Origin of the sequence: Streptomyces sp. NPDC002889 (assembly GCF_042888425.1) — a bacterium.
GTDB lineage: Bacteria > Actinomycetota > Actinomycetes > Streptomycetales > Streptomycetaceae > Streptomyces.
Genome location: NZ_JBIAPT010000029.1, coordinates 18,464 through 36,543, shown reverse-complemented (window position 1 = coordinate 36,543; position 18,080 = coordinate 18,464). Strand labels below are relative to the sequence as shown.

The 18,080-nt window shown below is 71.9% G+C and carries 16 protein-coding genes; 6 read left to right on the top strand and 10 right to left on the bottom strand.

Annotated elements, in window-relative coordinates:
- Nucleotides 1–6 precede the first annotated feature (6 nt).
- On the bottom strand, nucleotides 7–1,494 hold the full coding sequence (locus ACFYWI_RS32525; RefSeq protein WP_389239355.1) for an MFS transporter: 1,488 nt from the start codon (nucleotides 1,492–1,494) through the stop codon (nucleotides 7–9).
- 86 nt (nucleotides 1,495–1,580) lie between these two features.
- Between ACFYWI_RS32525 and ACFYWI_RS32520 the strand changes: the two genes are divergently transcribed.
- Entirely contained in the window at nucleotides 1,581–2,012 is a 432-nt protein-coding gene (locus ACFYWI_RS32520) for a MarR family winged helix-turn-helix transcriptional regulator (RefSeq protein ID WP_389239354.1), read from the top strand.
- A 330-nt stretch (nucleotides 2,013–2,342) separates the two neighbouring features.
- Here ACFYWI_RS32520 and ACFYWI_RS32515 read toward each other — a convergent pair whose 3' ends face one another.
- Complete coding sequence (locus ACFYWI_RS32515; RefSeq protein WP_389239353.1) at nucleotides 2,343–3,566, bottom strand: MFS transporter; 1,224 nt, start codon at nucleotides 3,564–3,566, stop codon at nucleotides 2,343–2,345.
- A 76-nt stretch (nucleotides 3,567–3,642) separates the two neighbouring features.
- On the opposite strand from ACFYWI_RS32515, the gene ACFYWI_RS32510 reads away from it, so the two are divergent.
- From ACFYWI_RS32510 to ACFYWI_RS32500, 3 genes are all read left to right on the top strand, one after another.
- Nucleotides 3,643–4,857: an ROK family protein gene (locus ACFYWI_RS32510; RefSeq protein ID WP_389239352.1), complete on the top strand. Its 1,215-nt coding sequence runs from the start codon at nucleotides 3,643–3,645 to the stop codon at nucleotides 4,855–4,857.
- A gap of 532 nt (nucleotides 4,858–5,389) precedes the next feature.
- Nucleotides 5,390–6,262 (top strand): YhjD/YihY/BrkB family envelope integrity protein, encoded by an 873-nt coding sequence (locus ACFYWI_RS32505; protein ID WP_389239351.1) that lies wholly within the window; start codon nucleotides 5,390–5,392, stop codon nucleotides 6,260–6,262.
- 173 nt (nucleotides 6,263–6,435) lie between these two features.
- Nucleotides 6,436–6,726, top strand: coding sequence for an SHOCT domain-containing protein (locus ACFYWI_RS32500; protein WP_389239350.1), 291 nt, complete (start codon nucleotides 6,436–6,438; stop codon nucleotides 6,724–6,726).
- A 106-nt stretch (nucleotides 6,727–6,832) separates the two neighbouring features.
- Here the strand turns inward: ACFYWI_RS32500 and ACFYWI_RS32495 are convergent, their stop codons facing one another.
- Both ACFYWI_RS32495 and ACFYWI_RS32490 read right to left on the bottom strand, forming a co-directional pair.
- On the bottom strand, nucleotides 6,833–7,336 hold the full coding sequence (locus tag ACFYWI_RS32495; RefSeq protein WP_389239349.1) for an ATP-binding protein: 504 nt from the start codon (nucleotides 7,334–7,336) through the stop codon (nucleotides 6,833–6,835).
- A gap of 181 nt (nucleotides 7,337–7,517) precedes the next feature.
- Nucleotides 7,518–7,841 (bottom strand): hypothetical protein, encoded by a 324-nt coding sequence (locus ACFYWI_RS32490; RefSeq protein ID WP_389239348.1) that lies wholly within the window; start codon nucleotides 7,839–7,841, stop codon nucleotides 7,518–7,520.
- 248 nt (nucleotides 7,842–8,089) lie between these two features.
- Between ACFYWI_RS32490 and ACFYWI_RS32485 the strand changes: the two genes are divergently transcribed.
- Nucleotides 8,090–9,223 (top strand): PLP-dependent cysteine synthase family protein, encoded by a 1,134-nt coding sequence (locus ACFYWI_RS32485; protein WP_389239347.1) that lies wholly within the window; start codon nucleotides 8,090–8,092, stop codon nucleotides 9,221–9,223.
- Nucleotides 9,224–9,244: 21 nt separating this feature from the next.
- Here ACFYWI_RS32485 and ACFYWI_RS32480 read toward each other — a convergent pair whose 3' ends face one another.
- The 3 genes from ACFYWI_RS32480 to ACFYWI_RS32470 all read right to left on the bottom strand — a co-directional run bounded on the left by ACFYWI_RS32480 (nucleotide 9,245) and on the right by ACFYWI_RS32470 (nucleotide 11,120).
- Nucleotides 9,245–9,727, bottom strand: a complete 483-nt coding sequence (locus ACFYWI_RS32480; RefSeq protein WP_389239346.1) for an SRPBCC family protein — start codon at nucleotides 9,725–9,727, stop codon at nucleotides 9,245–9,247.
- An 85-nt stretch (nucleotides 9,728–9,812) separates the two neighbouring features.
- Complete coding sequence (locus ACFYWI_RS32475) at nucleotides 9,813–10,259, bottom strand: SRPBCC family protein (RefSeq protein WP_389239345.1); 447 nt, start codon at nucleotides 10,257–10,259, stop codon at nucleotides 9,813–9,815.
- Between the two features lie 15 nt (nucleotides 10,260–10,274).
- Nucleotides 10,275–11,120 (bottom strand): DeoR/GlpR family DNA-binding transcription regulator, encoded by an 846-nt coding sequence (locus tag ACFYWI_RS32470; protein WP_389239344.1) that lies wholly within the window; start codon nucleotides 11,118–11,120, stop codon nucleotides 10,275–10,277.
- A gap of 187 nt (nucleotides 11,121–11,307) precedes the next feature.
- Between ACFYWI_RS32470 and ACFYWI_RS32465 the strand changes: the two genes are divergently transcribed.
- The gene (locus ACFYWI_RS32465) at nucleotides 11,308–13,794 is read left to right on the top strand and encodes a hypothetical protein (RefSeq protein WP_389239343.1); all 2,487 of its coding nucleotides are present in this window, start codon (nucleotides 11,308–11,310) and stop codon (nucleotides 13,792–13,794) included.
- Here the strand turns inward: ACFYWI_RS32465 and ACFYWI_RS32460 are convergent.
- From ACFYWI_RS32460 to ACFYWI_RS32450, 3 genes are all read right to left on the bottom strand, one after another.
- Nucleotides 13,764–16,172: a right-handed parallel beta-helix repeat-containing protein gene (locus tag ACFYWI_RS32460; protein ID WP_389239342.1), complete on the bottom strand. Its 2,409-nt coding sequence runs from the start codon at nucleotides 16,170–16,172 to the stop codon at nucleotides 13,764–13,766. The genes ACFYWI_RS32465 and ACFYWI_RS32460 overlap by 31 nt on opposite strands.
- Before the next feature lie 131 nt (nucleotides 16,173–16,303).
- A complete protein-coding gene (locus ACFYWI_RS32455; RefSeq protein WP_389239341.1) occupies nucleotides 16,304–16,912 on the bottom strand; it encodes a hypothetical protein in 609 nt (202 codons plus the stop codon).
- A gap of 262 nt (nucleotides 16,913–17,174) precedes the next feature.
- Nucleotides 17,175–18,017, bottom strand: coding sequence for an MOSC domain-containing protein (locus tag ACFYWI_RS32450; RefSeq protein ID WP_389239340.1), 843 nt, complete (start codon nucleotides 18,015–18,017; stop codon nucleotides 17,175–17,177).
- Between the last annotated feature and the right edge of the window lie 63 nt (nucleotides 18,018–18,080).

Here is an 18,080-nt window from a genome sequence, read left to right as displayed (position 1 = left end):
AGCCGGTCAGTCGCCGGCAGGCACCCGCTCCGGCTCGCGCTGCGCCACCGAGTTCGCCGACTTCGCGACCAGAACGCTCTCCTGACGGCGTCGCGTCCGCAGCCCGGTCAACGTGATGAGCAGGCCGGCCACCGCGATCACGGTGACCAGCACCAGGCCGGGCCGGAAGCTGTCGAGCACCTCCTGCGGGGAGCGGCCCGAGTCACCGCCCGCCGTGATCACCGCGGTGACGGCGGCGAGGAAGATCGCGCCGCCGACCTGGATCGAGGTGTTGAGCAGCCCCGAGACCATGCCCTGCTCGTGGTCCTCGACTCCGTTGGTGGCTTGAATGTTGAGCGAGGGGAAGGCCAGGGCGCAGCCCGCGCCGATCAGGAGCATCGACGGAAGGATCACCGCGGCGTAGCTCGGTGTGAGGTCGATCTGCAGGAACAGCGCGTACGCGATCGCCAGCGAAGTGAATCCGGTGGCGATCACGCGGGGCGTGCCGAACCGGTCCACGACCGAGCCGATCTTCGTCGAGGACAGCGCCACCAGCGCTCCGGCGGGCAGAAAGGCAAGCGCGGTCTGCAGCGCCGACCAGCCGAGCAGGGACTGCATGTACTGCGTGACGAGGAACTGGAAGCCGACGTAGGAACCGAAGAAGAACGCGGCACCGAGATTGGCCCGGACCTGGCTGCCCGAGCGCAGCACTCCCAGCCGGATCAGCGGATGCGAGCTGCGCTGCTCGAGGGTGACGAACAGCGTGAGAAGGAGGGCTGTGGCGAGGAACGACAGCAGCGTGCGGGCCGAGGCCCAGCCGACCTCGGGTGCCTGGACGACGGTGAAGACGAGGAGCAGCATCGAGAGCGTGCCGGTGACGGCGCCCGGCAGGTCGTACCCCTTGCCGGAGTCCTCACGGCTGCTCCGCGGGATCAGTTTGATGCCTGCCAGGAGCGCGAGCAGGGCAATGGGCGCGGGCAGCAGCATCGTGAGCCGCCAGCTCACCTCGGTGAGCAGCCCCGACAGCACCAGGCCCATCGAGAAGCCGGTGGCGGCGCAGGTGGTGTAGATGGACAGCGCGCGGTTGCGCTGCGGGCCTTCCTTGAAGGTCGTGGTGATGATGGAGAGTCCGGCCGGCGCGGTGAACGCCGCGCTCAGGCCTTTGACGAACCGGCTGGCGATCAGCAGCGGACCCGAGTCGACGAGCCCGCCGAGCAGTGACGCGAGCGCGAAGACGGCGAGCGCGATGAGGAAGACGCGGCGCCGGCCCAGCAGGTCGGCCGCGCGGCCGCCGAGCAGCAGCAGTCCGCCGTAGCCGAGGATGTAGCCGCTGACGATCCACTGCAGGCTCGAGGTGGACAGGTTCAGATCGGTGGCGATGGAGGGCAGGGCGACGCCCACCATCGAGACGTCGAGGGCGTCCAGGAACATCGCTGCACAGAGCACGAGGAGCGTGCCCCACAGGCGGGGGCTCCAGCGCTCCTGGTCATCGGGGGCGGTGAACGGAGAGGTCATGTGCGGCACACTACATGCACATGCATTGAATGCAAGTGCATTTAATTCCGATGCAACAAAGTGCCTTTTTCTGCTACCGTGCGGTCATGGCGACGAAGTCCGAGCAGACGCTCGTGGAGGAGTGGCGGGACGTCCTCGCGCTGCATGCCCGCACGATCTGCGAGCTCGACCGCGCGCTGCACCAGCACGGTCTCGGCGCCAGCGACTTCGAGGTGCTCGACGTGCTCGCCGAGATTCCTGTCGGCGCCCAAGGTGACGACTGCTCGTACCGCGTCCAGGAACTGGCCTCGCGGGTCCATCTCAGTCAGAGCGCCCTCTCCCGTCTCGTCGCACGGCTGGAGAGGGACGGCCTGGTGACCCGGGGGATGTGCAGCGAGGACAGGCGCGGCGTGCGGGTCCGTCTCACCGACGAGGGCCGGGCGCGTCACGCCCAGGTGCAGCCGGTTCAGCGAGCGGTGCTCTCCCGCATGCTCTCGGGTGTGCCGGAACCTGCGGTGAACGCGCATACCGCTACGTGAGGGTGAAACCGCCTACGGCCACGTGATGGCGGTGCGCTCGCGCCACCGAGGCGCGAGCGGCTGGTCAGCGGTGATCGGCACGGTACTCGCCCGGTCCGAGTGCCTCGGCGCGCACTCCGCCGGTCACGGGAGGTGGCTCCCGGCCGGACCTCGCCCACGGATCCGACCTGATCCCCTGCGCGAGGCCCTGGCGGCCGCGGCCTCGGGGCGGTGCCCACGCGACGCGCGGGTCGCCGTCTTGCCCGGATGGGGACCTGTGCCCGGTCGGCCGGTGAGTGGGCTGCCGTGCCCCTCGTGGGGCAGTCCCGACCGAGATGCCGTACGGAGCGCCTACGCGCCGCCCGCGGGCACCGATGCGTGCCGCGCCCCGTAGCCGATCAGCGCAGCGCCCGCCGCCAGTGCCGCCACCGTCGTCAGGGCCACCGGCAGCGAGAACCAGTCCGCGAGGAAGCCGATCGCGGGCGGGCCCAGGAGCATCCCGCCGTAGCCGAGCGTCGAGGCTGCGGCCACACCGGCCGGTCCGGCCAGCGCACCTGCCCTGGCCACCGCCACGGGGAAGATGTTCGCGAGGCCCAGGCCGCTCACGGTGAAGCCGAGCAGCGCCGCCCAGACGCTGGGCGCGAGCGCGCCGAGCAGCATGCCGGCCGCGGCCGTGAGGCCGCCCGCCACCAGTGTGCGGGTCTGGCCGAGGCGCTCCAGCAGAACCGTACCGGTGAGCCGTCCGGCCGTCATGGCCAGTGCGAACAGTGAGTATCCGGCGGCGGCGACGCCCGCGTGTGCATGCAGGTCCTGTTCCAGGTGGAGCGCGCTCCAGTCGGCCATCGCGCCCTCCCCGTACGCGGTGCACAGCGCGATGAGGCCGAAGAGCAGCACGAGCCGGCGGGTGCGGCCGGCCATCCGGCGCGGCGCGGTCCGGTTCGCCCGGCCGGCGGCCGCCGGCGCGGGGTGGCGCAGCAGTACCGGTCCGGCCGCGGCGGTGACCGCCAGTCCGGCGACCGTGAGGCCGAGCAGATGCACGGTGGGGGACAGCCCGCCCGCAGCCAGTCCGCCGAGGCCCGCCCCGAGCATGCCGCCGAGGCTGAACGCGGCGTGGAAGCTGGGCATGACGGGCCGGCGCATCGCGGCCACGAGGTCGACCGCGGCACTGTTCATGGCGACGTTGATCCCGCCGTACGCGGCGCCGAAGACCAGCAGCACCAGGCCGAGGGCCGCTGCCGAGTGTGTCAGCGGCGGCAGGGCCATGCTCAGGGCGAGCAGTACGGCGCAGGCCACGGTCACGGGATGGCTGCCGAACCGGCGGCAGAGCCGGCCGGTGAGGGTCATGGTGACCACCGCGCCGGCCGAGACGCCGAGGAGTGCGAGCCCGAGATCGCTCGCCGACGAGCCGGTCTGCTGTTTGATGGCGGGGATGCGGACGACCCAGCCGGCGAAGAGGAAGCCGTCGAGAGCGAAGAAGACGGTCAGCGCGATGCGGAGGCGGGACAGGGGGGTGGAGGCGGGTTCTCCGCCGGGTCCCCCCTGGACGGCCGTCCTGACTTTGTTTATGAGCGGCACAAACTCAGCATAGGGGCGGGGGCCGGTTCCGGACAAGGCAACTGGTCCGCGTCCGGATCATGGGACACTCGCCTGCATGAACGGCAAGGCGACGACGACCCGGACGAGGCTGGAGAGGGGCCGCAGCGCACTCGGCCCCGCGCTGGAACTGGTGCACACCGGCCGTGCTCCGACGCGCGCCGTGCTCACCACGGAGCTCGGCGTCACCCGCGCCACCGCCGGTGCCGTGGCCGCGGAACTGGAAGCGCTCGGCCTGATCCGGGTCGACTCCCGGCCCACGGCCCCCGCCGGCTCGCAGGGGCGGCCCTCGCACCGCCTTGCCGTCGACGACACCGGCCCGGTCGTCCTCGCTGCCCAGGTGCATGCCGACGGCTTCCGCGCCGCGCTCGTCGGACTCGGTGGCACCGCCGTCGCCACGGCACCCGGCTGCGTCACCGTCGAGGCCGACCCCGCCCAGGTGCTCGGCGAGGTGGTCGAGGCGGGCGCCGCCCTGCTGAGGGCCAGCGGCCGCCGCTGCGTCGGGGCGGGCCTCGCCGTACCCTCCGCGGTCGCCGAACCCGAAGGCACCGCGCTCAACCCTCTGCATCTGGCCTGGCCGGCCGGGGCTCCGGTGCGGGACATCTTCGCCGAACAGGTACGGGCCGCCGGTATCGAGGGCCCCGCCTTCACGGGCAACGATGTCAATCTCGCGGCGCTGGCCGAACACCGCCACGGTGCCGGACGCGGCGCCCAGCACCTGCTCTGTGTCGCCACCGGCCACCGCGGCGTCGGCGGCGCGCTGGTTCTCGACGGCCGTCTGCACACCGGAAGTTCCGGACTCGCCCTCGAGGTCGGGCATCTCACCGTCAACCCCGAGGGCCGTCCCTGCCACTGCGGCAGCCGAGGCTGCCTCGATGTCGAGGCCGACCCGCTCGCCTTCCTCACGGCTGCCGGACGCGATCCCGGCCCCGAGCTCTCCCTGCTGGAGCAGTCCAGGGAACTCCTGCGCGGGGAGTACGACGACCCGGCCGTGCGGGCCGCGGCCGAGGAACTCATCGACCGCCTCGGCCTCGGGCTCGCCGGACTCGTCAACATCCTCAACCCGGACCGCATCATCCTCGGCGGTCTGCACCGCGCGCTCCTGGACGCCGACCCGGACCGGCTGCGCGCCGTGGTCGCCGACCGCAGCCTGTGGGGCCGCAGCGGAAGCGTCCCCATCCTGGCCTGCACCCTCGACCACAACAGCCTGGTGGGTGCAGCGGAGTTGGCCTGGCAGCCCGTTCTGGACGACCCCCTGGGCGCGCTCGGCTGACGGGCGGCGGGCGTACGCGCGCGCGACTACGCCGAGGGGCGGCTGCAGGGCGGGAGGTGAGGCGCTGCCGGTCCGCCGAGAGGCCACACCCCGGGCGGGTCCGATTACGGTCGCTGTCCGGTCCGGGTCCCCGGTGCGGCGCGCCGGAACCGGGCCCGGCACGACGGTGCGGAGGCGCCCGGCAGGGGATGCACGGTGCGGACGGGACGGCGGCCGGTCAGGCCGGGCCGCCCCGCGGTCACCTCGATTCCATTGCCATGGACGGCCGCAGATTCGTCCGCTCGGCGTCCGGGGTGACCACGGCCGGCGGGGGGTGGTCGGCCCGGGCGGCGGCGCACGACGGCGGAGGCGGCACCGGCGCACTGGGCCCGGCCGTGTGTCGTCCGCGTGCCTCGACGCGCGGCGCGCACAACCGCCTGGGCTCGGCGGCGCCGCTCGACCGCCCTTCGCGACGTGACACGGGCGCGGCGGAGGGACACCCGTCCGGAGCACGATGAGCGGCTTGCGCGGCGCTTACGGGTAGTCGACGACCATGACCGACAAGCGCTCCGGCGCGGATCGCACCGTGCATCATCGGCTCCGGCATCTGCACGACAGGATCGCCGCGTCACCCGTCGGCCTGGCCTGGAACCGCGGCCGTGAGATGGAGTTGATGCACCGCGCCATGGGCTTCGCCGCACTCGGCTTCCTGACCCTCGTACCCCTGCTGATCGTCGTCGCCGCGGCCGACCCGGCGAGCGGTCAGGGCTTTGCCCGCTGGATGGGTCAGGCGCTCGGGGTGTCCGAGAGTTCGCAGGACGAGGTCGAGCGGCTGTTCGGGCTGCCGGGACAGGCGCTGCAGCGCACCACGGCCTTCGGTCTCGCCGCGCTCACGGTGTTCGGACTGACATTCGGTTCCGCCGTCCAGACCGGTTACGAGAAGGTGTGGGACCTCGCGACGGCCCGCTGGCACACCATGTGGCGCCATGTGGTCTGGCTCGCCCTGCTCATCTTCTCCCTGGTGGCGTTCGCCAACACACCTGCGCCGGAGGACTCCTGGCCCGGTGTTGCGGCCGTGGCACTGGGCGACCTGGTGGGCACCTTCCTGTTCTTCTGGGTGTCCCAGCGGCTGCTGCTCGGCGGCCGGGTCCGCTGGCGGGCGCTGCTGCCGGGAGCCGCGGTCACGGCCCTGAGCATGCTGGGACTGCGGATCTTCTCCCAGCTGGTCTTCTCCCCGCTGATCGCCTCGAACGCCGTCACCTACGGCCCGTTCGGCACCGTCCTCGTCGTCCAGTCGTGGCTCGTCGGCGTCGGCGTGGTCGTCTACGGCGGTGCGCTGGTGGGGCGGCTCATCCACGAGCAGCGCACCCGTCGGCGGCTGGAACGCGACGGCGGGCCGGCACAGGGCCCGTACGGCCCGTTCTAGGGACAGGGCCCATGGCCGCCCCGGGCGACCGGGAGCAGCCCTGACAGCCATGCGTACTTCCTGGGTCGCAGCGGCACAGCCGCCGGCCGTACGACGACTTCGACGCCTTCGAGCGGGAGCCTCAAGAGCGACAACGAAGCAGCATCACCAGCGCCACGAGGAGCTGAACCACCATGAACACGCTGGCCTATTCGGACGGGCCCGGCCCGTGGATCCTGTTCTTCCCGCTGATCTGGGCGGCCGTCTTCATCGGCGTCGTCACCACCCTGCGCCGCACCGGCGTGTGGCGTGCCCGGCGCGCCCCAGGGCAGGGTCATCTCACCGCCGCGCACGGCGGGTCCTCGCCGATTGCGCTGCTCGGCCGCCGCTTCGCGGCCGGTGAGATCGACGAGGAGGAGTACTGGCGGCGGCTGTCCGTTCTGGACGAGCAGTTCGGCCGCATCCCCGGGGTCGGTGCGCCATGACCGTCCTCACGCAGCGCCCGGAGTCGATGCGGCCGCAGTGGGTGTCCCCGCAGCCGAAGGGCTCGCGGTCCTTGTTCCGCTCGTGCCCGCCGCCCCGCTCGTCCGGTCAGCCCGCAACGGTCGAGCGGACCGGCAGAGGCGTCCGCGTCCCGGTGAACGGGCCGGTGGTGGTCGCCCCGTACACGGCCGGATACTCCGGCAACGCCACCGGCGAGGAGGATGCGGGGAGCGAGAACCAGACGACTTTGCCCAGATCGCCCTCGGGCCGCACCCCCCAGCTCTCGCTCATCGCGGCAATCAGCGCGAGACCGCGCCCGGAGGTGGCGAGACCGTCAGCATGCCCGAGGGTCGGCAGGCGCGGGTCGTGGTCGCGGACCGAGACCGTGAGGCGGTCGAGCAGGAGCTCGATGTCCACGGTGCACATCTTGTCCGGCTGAGCATGCTGGTGGACGTTGGTCAGCAACTCGGTGACGCCGAGCGCGGCGTGGTCGATCAGAGGATCGAGGCGCCAGTAGCGCAATTGCGCCGAGATGATTCTGCGGACCTGACCGATCCGCGACGGCAGGGCCTGGAGCTCCACAGTGCAGTGCCTGCTTGGCTGGATGATCACGGCTGCGACTCCCCGAAGTGAGGTCCGGAAGAAGACGGAGAACGGATCCAGCAGTCGGCCGCCTGCTGATCGGACCGGCGGGGCTGGATCACAGCGTGACCACCGGTGCACCCTGAGTGATGTGAAACCAGCGTGAACCATCAACCACAGGTCCGCAACTCGCGCACCCGCAGCCGCGGTGTCAGCCCTTGCGGCTGCCTGCCCCGCGCACGGCCTCGAGGAAACGCCCGGCCAGAACACGTGCGTCCGGACGGTGGTCGCGCTGGCCCATGGTCAGGCGGTACCGCTTGCCGTTGAGCGTCGCAACGGTGCTGTCGTCGCCGGCGAACCACGGCCTGCCCGCCGTCACCGCACGGACCGGGGCGCTCTCGATCACGCGGCCGTAGCTGGTCATGAGCGCCAGCCTGCCGTCCTTGATCAGCACTTGGCCGGCCCGGGTGAGCGAGCGCGGCCAGCGCTCGATCCGTACGCCCGTGGCACTGAACTCGGGCTCTGCCGTAGCCATCGTGTTTCCGCCCCCTTCGCAGCGACTCCTCAGGGAAGTCTGCACAACCCGCGCCGTCTGCACCAGTACGTCTGGATGCCACGTCCATGTAACGGACCGCACCGGGCGGGGATTCCCAAGGGACTCCTATGGCTCCCCAAAGTGAACGTTTGCCCAGGTGACGGGCTTACTGTTGCAGGTGGGGGCGGATGGACGGGCCAGGCTGCCGGGACGAGTGACAGCAGCGGACGACACAAGGGGCAAGGCGCATGAGCATCATGGGGAAGTCGGTTGCGGGCGAGGCGGTTGCGACCGTTGATGTGGACCGCAGTGATCCGCAGTACCGGGCATGGCTGAAAGAGGCCGTGCGCAAAGTCCAGGCGGATGCGAACCGTTCCGCGGACACGCATCTGCTGCGATTCCCGCTGCCCGAGGAGTGGGGCATCGACCTCTACCTCAAGGACGAGTCCACCCACCCGACCGGCAGCCTCAAGCACCGCCTGGCCCGCTCGCTGTTCCTGTACGGCCTGTGCAACGGCTGGATCAGACCCGCAAAGCCGGTCATCGAGGCATCCAGCGGATCGACCGCCGTCTCCGAGGCGTACTTCGCCAAGCTGATCGGGGTCCCCTTCATCGCGGTGATGCCGCGTACCACGAGCGCGGAGAAGTGCCGCCTGATCGAATTCCACGGCGGCCAGTGCCACTTCGTCGACGACTCCCGGAAGCTGTACGAGGAATCGGCCGCGCTCGCGGAGCGCACCGGCGGCCACTACATGGACCAGTTCACCTACGCCGAGCGGGCCACCGACTGGCGCGGCAACAACAACATCGCCGAATCGATGTACCAACAACTGCGGCTCGAGCGGTACCCGGAGCCCGCCTGGATCGTCGCGACGGCCGGTACCGGCGGCACATCGGCGACCATCGCACGCTACGTGCACTACATGCAGTTCGACACCCGCATCTGCGTGCCGGACCCGGAGAACTCCTGCTTCTTCGACGGCTGGACCCACGGCGATCCGTTCGCCACCAGCGACTGCGGCTCCCGGATAGAGGGCATCGGCCGGCCCCGTATGGAGCCGAGCTTCGTGCCCGGGGCGATCGACCGGATGATGAAGGTGCCGGATGCGGCGAGCGTTGCCGCCGTACGCGCCCTGGAAACGGCGATCGGCCGCAAGGCGGGCGGTTCCACCGGCACCGGGCTGTGGAGCGCGCTGAAGATCGTCGGCGAAATGGTGGCGGCCGGGGAGCGGGGGAGCGTGGTCACCCTGCTCTGCGACCCGGGCGACCGCTATCTCGACAAGTACTACTCCGACGAATGGCTGGCCGAGCAGGGCCTGGACATCCGGCCGTACGCGGCGGCGATCGACCGGTTCCTCTCGAGCGGCGAGTGGGCCTGCTGACCGGGCGGCCCTGTGCGCGCGTCAGGGCGTGGCGGCCCTGGTCAGCCGGCGGTCCAGATTGCGTACGGCATCCTTGAAGGCGCGGCCCAGTCCGGTCCGCCCCAGCCGCAGTGCGATCCGCAGCGGTGCGATCCCGTCGACGGCGAAGGTCCACTGCACCCGGCTGCCGGTCGCGGTCGGCGTGATCCGCCACTCCTCCAACAGGGCCCGTAGACCGGGGGCGTTGGTCGCGTCCACGCGATACGCATAGCGGGCGCCGGGCTCCCTGGCCATGATCCGCTCGGTGAACACCGTGCCGCCCCTGAGCCTGACTTCGCGGCCCGCGCCCTCATCGGTGGGCCGGGCCGCGGTCACGGCGGTGAACCACGTCGGCCAGGTGGCGACATCGTCGGCGAGTGCCGCGTACACGGCCGAGGGGGAAGCCGTCACCTCGGCCGAGAAGACCAGCCGCACCGGTGCGGTCTCGACGAAGTCCAGCTCAACGGGGCGCAGTCGGCGTGCCATGGGTCCGTACCTCCAGCGGTTGCGAAGGGTGGAGCGGGCCCGCACACCCTATCCGGCGGTCCGTCAGCTGTCCGTCCCTGCTCCGTCATACCGCCGGACCGCGGGTCAGAAGTCCGTCGAGTGCGCGGCCGAACACGGCGCGGCCCACCCGAGCGACCAGGGGATCGAGCAACCGTGGCAGCGGGCGGATCCGCAGCTCCTCCGTCCACACGACCACCGAACCCCGGCCTGCGGACAGTACTTCGATCTCCGCCCAGCCGAGGATCACACGGCCGCGCTTCTCCAGTCGACAGACCCCGGCCCGGCCCGGCGCGGGCGGCTCCCACCGGACGACCTCCATCGGGTCGTCGAAACCCCGGCGCCCGATCGCGCTGCGGGCCACGAACGCCGTGCCCACGCCGAGGGGCGCCGGCGTCGTCACCGTGATGGACGTGAGCGGCACCTGGGCGGCATGCGCGGGCCAGTCCGTGACCCGACGCCAGCACACGTCGGCCGGCAGATGGGTGGCCCGGGTGATCCGGAAAGGCGTCATGCCGCGGTCCCGGCCTCAGCCGTCCTGGCGGTCGGCGGCCTCGGCCCGGCCCGCCACCACCAGCTCCGGCAGATGCTCCGCCATCTCCTCGCGGGCCGCCTCCGGCAGGCCGGCGTCGGTCACCAGGGTGTCCATGTCCGAGAGCTGCGCGAACGAACTCAGTCCCACCGTGCCCCACTTGGTGTGATCGGCAAGCACAACCACCCGCCGCGCGGCCTGGACGAACCGCCGGTTCGTCTCCGCCTCCGCGAGATTGGGCGTGGACAGACCCGCTTCCACCGAGATGCCGTGCACCCCGATGAACAGTATGTCGAAGTGGAGTGAGCGGATCGCCTGATCGGCCACCGGGCCCACCAGTGAGTCCGACGGCGTACGCACCCCTCCGGTGAGCACCACGGTAGCGGCACCGGGCCGCGGACCGCCCGTCGGGCCCGCCCGCAGCGCCGCATGGAAGACATCGGCGACCCGTACCGAGTTGGTGACCACCGTCAGGTCCGGCACCTCCAGGAGGTGGTGCGCCAGCGCGAAGGTCGTGGTGCCGCCGGACAGGGCGATCGCGCTGCCGGGCACCGCCAACTGCGCGGCCACCCGCGCGATGTCCTCCTTGGCGCTCAGTTCCAGTGCCGACTTCGCCTCGAAGCCCGGCTCATGCGTGCTCGCCTCGACAACCGGCACCGCTCCGCCGTGAACCTTCTCGAGGACCCCCTGCCGGGCCAGGGCGTCCAGGTCCCGGCGCACGGTCATGTCGGAGACGCTCAGCTTGCGGGTGAGTTCGTTGACCCGCACCCCGCCGCGCCTGCGCACCTCGTCCAGGATCAGCGCACGCCGCTGTTCCGCGAGCAGGTTCTGGTTGTCGGTCACCGCCGGGCCGGTCCTTCCCTGTCGTCGCCGTACCTCGTCGTACAACGCCTGTGGCCAAGGCACCCCATCCTCGCACGGGGCCCCGCGGCGCGGGCTCGGGGAGATTCCGTGAGAGCCGTGCGGCGAACCGGCACGATCCGGGATTCTGGTCACGAACCGCGCACGGCTGCGCACCGGCCGATCCTCCATGGAGAGAGCGAGTCACGAAGTGTCCCCAGACACTGAGGTGTCCCCCGGCATCGGGGCAGAGCACTGCGGAGTACCAGCACTTGAGTTGCTGGTCCACGGTGTCGGCGGTGCCACCCCCCAGGACATGCTCCACGATCCCCGTACGGTACGGATCACCGGTGACGAGAAGGCGGCCGTGTACCGGCGCACCGACGACGCCGAGGCGGAACGTCACCCGCAGGCGTTCCGGGAGCGGCCCGTCCCGGAGGCGTACTGCTGGTCCAACCTCACCTCGGGCAACGGCGCCCGCGCCCTGTGGCTGCTGCTGCTCCCGTTCATGGTGGCCAACCTCGCGCACTGGATGCGCCCCAGGGCAACGGGACGCCGCAGGACCACCCGGCTGTACGGAGTACTGGTGCGCCTGGTGGCGCTCAGCCTCACCGTGCTGCTGACGGCTGCCGCCTGCGAGGTGGCACTCGACCTGGTGGCCTGGCAGTGCGCGGGCTCGCCCGACTGCAGCGGTGAGAGGTCCTGGCTCGGGTTCATGTCGAGTGCCCAGGGCGGCTGGTGGTCGCAGCCCGGGCGGCGCCTCGCCCTCGCCGCGGCCGTACCCACCGCGCTGGTGGGACTGCTGTGGTACCTCTCCCGGCGCACCTGGACCGCGTACGAATCCCAGCGCCCGCCGACGGGCGACGAGGGCCGGGACGACGCGGGCCACGACGACGACGGCCACGACGACGACGGCCGCGATGCGTCGCCCTGCGAGGACGGGGACGATGCCGAGGGCGCCGTGCCCTCGGCGGGCGCCGAAGACACCGACGCCGTTGCGAAGCCGGTCGTACGGCACGCGCTCGGACGGCCCGGCTTCTGGTACGGACGCCGGCTCGTCGCCCGGCTGCGTGCCGCGCACACCGCCGCCGGCCTTCTGAGCGTCGCCGCCGCGGTCGCCGGAGCCGCTGCCCGCCACGACCGCGGAGCCGACGACACCCTGCTGGAACTGTGCGGCCGGCTGCTCGAGGGAGCCCTCGCCGTCGCCGGTCTCGCCGTGGTGTGGGTGGTGCTGCGCAGAGGCCGCTGTGAGAAGCGGCTCGACGCGCGCCTCGACAAGGCCGCGGTCCGCTGTCTGCCAGGCACCGCCATCGCCCTGCTCGCCCTGTCCGTGCTCTACGCCTCCTGGTCGCGCCCCGGCTGGGCATCGAGCGGCACTCTCCCCGGTGACGTCACCTTCCGCGTCATCGCCCTCGCCCAAGGCGCACTTGTCGTCGCCCTCGCCGTCGCCGCAGGGGCGCTCCATCGCCGCGCACACCACCAGCGCGCCGCGATGCGCGGTCTCGGCGGCCCCGCGGTCGCCATGCTCGCCTGCGCACTCGGCGGTGTGATGACCGGCGGGGTCGCACAGCGGGTCGCGGACTGGCTGGACGGCCCCGGAACCCCCGGGATGGACGATCAGGGCGCCATTCCCGGCCCCCCGGTGCTGCTCAGCTGGCAGGCATCCGTCATCCCGGTCCTGCTCCTCGTGCTGCTCGTACCCGCAGTCGTACTCGCCGTCCGCACCTGGCTCACCGCCCGCGGCCTCGCCGGGACCGTCGAGTCGGAGTACGGGGAGGGCCGCCCGGACACGGTCCGTACGCGCAGAATCGCGGGCACACGCGCCCGTGCCGCGCTCACCGACGTCGCTCCGATCCTCGTCGGCATCGTCTCCGGCGCCACGCTGCTGCTCGGCGCGGGCGCGGTCGGCGGGGCCTGGGTGAGCGGGGAAGTACCGGGCCGGGCCTTCCACGACGACGGCTCGATCGCCGAGTCCGCCGCCGAGACCGCGCAGGCGCTGGGCTCCTGGCTGATCGGCTTCGGCTTCATACTGTTCGTCACCATGGGCCGCCGCGCCTACCGGGACGCGTCCGCCCGGCGCACCATCGGCATCCTCTGGGACGTGGGCACCTTCTGGCCGCGCGCCGCCCACCCCTTCGCGCCGCCCTGCTACGCCGAGCGCGCAGTACCCGATCTCACCTGGCGCATGTGCACCTGGACGGAACGCACCGGGGGCCGGCTCGTCATCTCGGGCCACTCACAGGGCAGTGTGCTTGCCGCGGCCGCCGTGTGGCAGCTGCCCGCCGCCACCCGCCGCCGCGTGGCGTTACTGACCTATGGGTCGCCGCTCGAGCGGCTGTACGGACGCTGGTTCCCGGCCTACTTCGGGCCGGCCGCCCTGAGTGAGCTGCGCAGCGAGGTGGACTGTTGGCGCAATCTGTACCGGCGCACCGATCCGATCGGCGGGCCCGTACTGGTCCCCGCCGAGGGGCACCACCGGGAAGTCGACCGCGAGGTGCTCAAGGACCCGCTGGTGTACGGGCGTTCGGACCGCTACCCGCTGCCCGAGCCGATCCTCGGGCACTCCGACTACCAGGCGGACCCCGCGTTCGCGGCGGAACGTTGCGAGCTGCTGGAGCGCCTCGGCCCCGTCGTTCCCCGGCAGAATCAAGGAAGCTCGGGCAGATCCTCCGGGTAGAGCAGGGTCAGGTCGTCGGTGCTCGCTTCCGCAAGTTCGGCGACCCTGCCCGCATGCCGCTCGACCATCGACTCGAACGTCTGTCGCGCGGTGCGGCCGTTGCCGAACGCAGGCCCCTTGGGCAGCTCGGTGAAGTACTTCAGCAGGGCCTCGGCCGTCCCCGGGGCCAGCCGGTACTCGTGGTCCTCGGCCTGCTGCTCGACAATCCGCAGCAGTTCGTCGGGAACGTAGTCCTGGAAAGTGATGGTCCGTGAGAAACGGGACGCCACACCGGGGTTGACCGACAGGAACCGCTCCATCTCCGCGGTGTAGCCGGCGACGATCACCACGACGGCCTCGCGATGGTCCTCCATCAGCTTCACCAGCGTGTCGATGGCCTCCTTGCCGAAGTCCCGCCCGGAGTCCTCGGGGGACAGGGCGTACGCCTCGTCGATGAACAGCACACCCCCGCGCGCACGGTCGAAGGCCTCCTGGGTGCGGATCGCGGTGGACCCGATGTGCTCGCCGACCAGGTCCACCCGGGACACCTCGACGAGATGGCCGCGCTCCAGTACCCCGAGCGAGGCCAGGATCTCGCCGTACAGCCGTGCGACGGTCGTCTTGCCGGTTCCGGGCGAGCCGGTGAAGACGAGATGGCGGCGTACGGAGGCGGCCTTGAGCCCTGCCTCCTGGCGTCGCCTGCCCACCTCGATCATGTTGGTGAGGGTGCGGACCTCGCGTTTGACGCTGTCCAGGCCCACGAGCGCGTCCAGTTCGCCGAGGACCGCGCCCGAGCTGCGGGCGGGATCGGCCGGCGCAGCCTCGGGCGCCGGGGCAGGCGCACGCGGCCCGGGCACCGCGGACAGCAGACCAGGAGACTGCGTCGCGGTCAGCACGGGCGGGGTGGCCGGTACGGCCGTTGCCCGTACGGCGCTCTCGTCGCTGGTGCAGTCCTCGATCAGGGGACCGTCGTCCTCCCCGAACTCGTAACCGCCGCGCGCGCACCGCTCGGTGCGGCAGCGGCTCAGCGTCGTACGGCAGCCGTCCATCACATGGAAGCCGTAGCCGCCGCTGCCCGTCACCCGGCAGCCGCGGAAGGTGCCGCGGCCCTCGGCCGACACATAGAAGCCGGCCTCGACGGGCCCGGTGACCGTGCAGCGCTCGATCAGTGGATCCGCGCCCTTGGTGACGATCACTCCGGTCTGTGCCGCGTCGATGGTGCAGCCGTTCAGCGTGCCGCCGCTGCCGTGGTCGCGGAACCAGGCCCCGGTGGAGACTTCGCGGATCCGGCAGTCGTCGAGCTGCGCGGTCGCGCCGTCGCTCACCGACACAGCCGTGTTGCGGACCTGGGAGATGTCGCTGTCGACGACGTCGGCGCGCGATCCGCGGTCCAGGACGAACAGGGCGTCGGGGACGTCGTGCACCCGGCAGGAGTCGAGCACGGCGGTAGCGCCGTCGCTGACCCAGACGGCCGGATAGTCCCCCGTACTGTCGTGGATCTCGCACTGGTTGGCGTCCACCCGGGTGCCCGGGTCCCATACGGACAGGCCGTTGCGCCCGAAGCGGCGCACCGTGGAGCGGGTGAGAGTGAGCACCGAGCGCGAGCGCAGATCGATCCCGTTCTCCGGCACATCGTGGATGTCGCAGTCGGAGAGCGTCAGCACGGCGTCGGTGTCCAGCGTGACGCCGTCGCCCGAGGTGCGGTGGACGGAGGAGTCGGTGAGATGGGCCGCGGCGCGCGCGGCGATCTGCAGGCCGGTGCCCTTGATCTCGTACACCTCGCAGCCGATGGCCTCGAGTCCGGTGCCCTCGCCGGTGACGGACAGGCCCGCGCCCGACGCGTGGTGCACCCGGCAGCGCTCCAGGCGCGGATGGGCCCCGCCGCGCACCGAGACCCCCGACTGTCCGGCCGCGACCACCTCGCACTCCTCGAACACACCGCCCGCGCCGTCCAGTACGCCGATGCCGACGCCCGCCGGATTGTCCACGGTGCAGCGGCGTACGGTCGGTCGTGCCGCGCCGCGCACCTCGATGCCCGCGGCGGAGCGGGTGACGATCCGCAGATCGATCAGTTCGGGGGTGCCGTCCTCGACGAGCAGGGCAGGCGCGGACGTGTCCTGGCCCTCCACATGCAGGTCCTGGACGGTCGCGGAGGCACGCACGGTCAGCGGCACCCCGTCCACGGGCGCGATCCGTACCGAACCCACCGAACCCTCGGCGCCACGCAGGGTCACCGCCCGCTGGACGACGAGGTTCTCGCGGTACGTACCCGGTGCCACGGTGAGGATGTCGCCGTCGCCGGCAGCCTCCAGGGCAGCGGCGAGAGACGCGTACTCGCCCGTGCGGCGCCGCCACCGCGATGTGCCGGTGTGCGTCACCTGGACCGTGCCCTGTGCCATCGTGCTGCTCTGCCCCCACCTCGTGCTTCGTGCACCATCGCGTCGCTGAGGGGACGCCTCCCCGATGCCCCCGGAGGGGGTCGCACCACCGTAGCGCGCGCGGGCCGAAGGAGTTGACGAGATGGGGTCGGTCAGCTGCCCGCGCCCGTAAGTCCCCAGTCGGGCCCCGCCGCGGCCCAGGCCCGCTCCAGGTCGGCGAGTCTGCGTCGTACCAGCCTCCATACCACCAGCCGTCTGGTGCATTCCACGAGTACACCCGTGGCCAGCGCGGCGCCCGCCCCGGCGAAGAAGGCATGCACCCGCGCGGCCGTGTCGTCCATCGGGCGGTGGACGACACGGCCGAAGCGGTCGGTCCACAGGGTCACGGTGTCGCCCGGGCGGATCCTGCGCAACGCCGTGCTGACCGTGCCGGTGTGCCGACTGCCGTCGGGGGCCGTCCACTTCGCCACGACCTGTCTGCGGGGATCGTCGGCGCCGCCGGTCTCGGGGTCGTAGGACGAGGGCCGGGGAGAAGGGGCCGGCCGTACCACCGTGGCCGTCGTCGCGTGCCGCTGCTGGCGCTGGACGCGCACCGACTGGCGCAGCGCCTCGTCGCTCAGCGATCCGGTGATCCAGCCGGCGGCGGGGGCGGCGGTGACGAGGAGCAGCACAGCGACGAGCGCGGCCCACGCTTCGACGAGATCGGTGTTCCGCCGCAGGGGATTGTGCCGCCAGCGCCAGACTCCCACCGCTGCTCGCACGGTCCGTCGCCCCCTTCCGTGTCCGTTCCGTGATAGCCCGGAGCGCCACTGCTCACGCGCGGGTCGCACGAAGAGAGAGGAACGTCACCCTCGCGCGGCCCCTCGGCATCGAGGTGTCCGCGCATCACGTCCAACGCGCCTGCCGGCGTCCGGGGTTCCCGCGGCCCGGGTGCACGACCGGCGCGTCGGGGGCGTGCACAGTGCGCGGGCGGATGATCCGGATGAGCGGCGCTCGTCGCCCTCACGCGTTGTGGCCGACCGGTCAGGGCGCGGCAGGCTCGCCTTCGAGCACGGTGACCGCATCGCCCCGTCGGATCCGGCCGGTCCGCTCCGGGATCAGGTACTGCCCGAAGGCGAGCCGGTCGCCGATGCGGCGATGGCGCGCGAGAGTGCGCAGCGGCTCCTTGCCGCGCTCGGCGGTGCGCTGGTCGGTCGTGGTGATCACGCAGCGGCCGCAGGGCTTGATCACCCGGAAGACGACCTCGCCGATCGCGATGCGCCGCCAGCCGTCCTCGGCCCAGGGAGCCGTGCCCGCCACCACGGCGTTCGGCCGGAACCGGGTCATGGGCAGCGGCCCCTCGTCGGCGTGGTCTCCCTGTGCGATGAGGGAGTTGAGCGCGTCGAGCGAGGTGAGGGTGGTCAGGAGCAGCGGGGACGAGTCGCCGAAGTGGACCGTCTGCCCGTCCCGGCCGTACACGGGGTCCATCGGACGCCGGACGGCGGGATCGTCGAGATGGACCAGCCGGACCTCCGTACCGAGATACGCACTGAACCAGGCGTCGACGGGCCCGCCCGCCGCAACCGCTTCGACCTTGTCCCCGAAGATGTCCATGATCATCGTGCCCCGCGGCTCGGGGACGTCGACGGTCAGTGGATCCCGGCCGGGAGCGGTCAGCCGGATCCCGCCGTCGGGCAACGGCTCGGCACACGCCATTGCCAGCAGCGGATGCCTGCGTTGCGTGACGACCGTGGCCGAGGCGTCGACCAGTGCCCAACGGCGGTCCCCGGCAAGTCCCCACGGCTCCACGACCGCCTCGCCGGGTGCGGATCCGGCCAGTGACTTGACCGGGTGGACATGAACGGAATGCAGCACGGACTCGGACATGGGCCCATCGTGACAGCCGGCACCGACAACAGGTCGGACAGGCCGGCCCGGTCTGTCCGACCA

What these genes read in the sequence shown, in the direction of transcription:
- ACFYWI_RS32525 (WP_389239355.1), bottom strand. Translation starts at nt 1,494, where the DNA reads ATGACCTCTCCGTTCACCGCCCCCGATGACCAGGAGCGCTGGAGCCCC.
- ACFYWI_RS32520 (WP_389239354.1), top strand. Translation starts at nt 1,581, where the DNA reads ATGGCGACGAAGTCCGAGCAGACGCTCGTGGAGGAGTGGCGGGACGTC.
- ACFYWI_RS32510 (WP_389239352.1), top strand. Translation starts at nt 3,643, where the DNA reads ATGAACGGCAAGGCGACGACGACCCGGACGAGGCTGGAGAGGGGCCGC.
- ACFYWI_RS32505 (WP_389239351.1), top strand. Translation starts at nt 5,390, where the DNA reads ATGACCGACAAGCGCTCCGGCGCGGATCGCACCGTGCATCATCGGCTC.
- ACFYWI_RS32500 (WP_389239350.1), top strand. Translation starts at nt 6,436, where the DNA reads ATGAACACGCTGGCCTATTCGGACGGGCCCGGCCCGTGGATCCTGTTC.
- ACFYWI_RS32490 (WP_389239348.1), bottom strand. Translation starts at nt 7,841, where the DNA reads ATGGCTACGGCAGAGCCCGAGTTCAGTGCCACGGGCGTACGGATCGAG.
- ACFYWI_RS32485 (WP_389239347.1), top strand. Translation starts at nt 8,090, where the DNA reads ATGAGCATCATGGGGAAGTCGGTTGCGGGCGAGGCGGTTGCGACCGTT.
- ACFYWI_RS32480 (WP_389239346.1), bottom strand. Translation starts at nt 9,727, where the DNA reads ATGGCACGCCGACTGCGCCCCGTTGAGCTGGACTTCGTCGAGACCGCA.
- ACFYWI_RS32475 (WP_389239345.1), bottom strand. Translation starts at nt 10,259, where the DNA reads ATGACGCCTTTCCGGATCACCCGGGCCACCCATCTGCCGGCCGACGTG.
- ACFYWI_RS32465 (WP_389239343.1), top strand. Translation starts at nt 11,308, where the DNA reads ATGGAGAGAGCGAGTCACGAAGTGTCCCCAGACACTGAGGTGTCCCCC.
- ACFYWI_RS32460 (WP_389239342.1), bottom strand. Translation starts at nt 16,172, where the DNA reads ATGGCACAGGGCACGGTCCAGGTGACGCACACCGGCACATCGCGGTGG.
- ACFYWI_RS32450 (WP_389239340.1), bottom strand. Translation starts at nt 18,017, where the DNA reads ATGTCCGAGTCCGTGCTGCATTCCGTTCATGTCCACCCGGTCAAGTCA.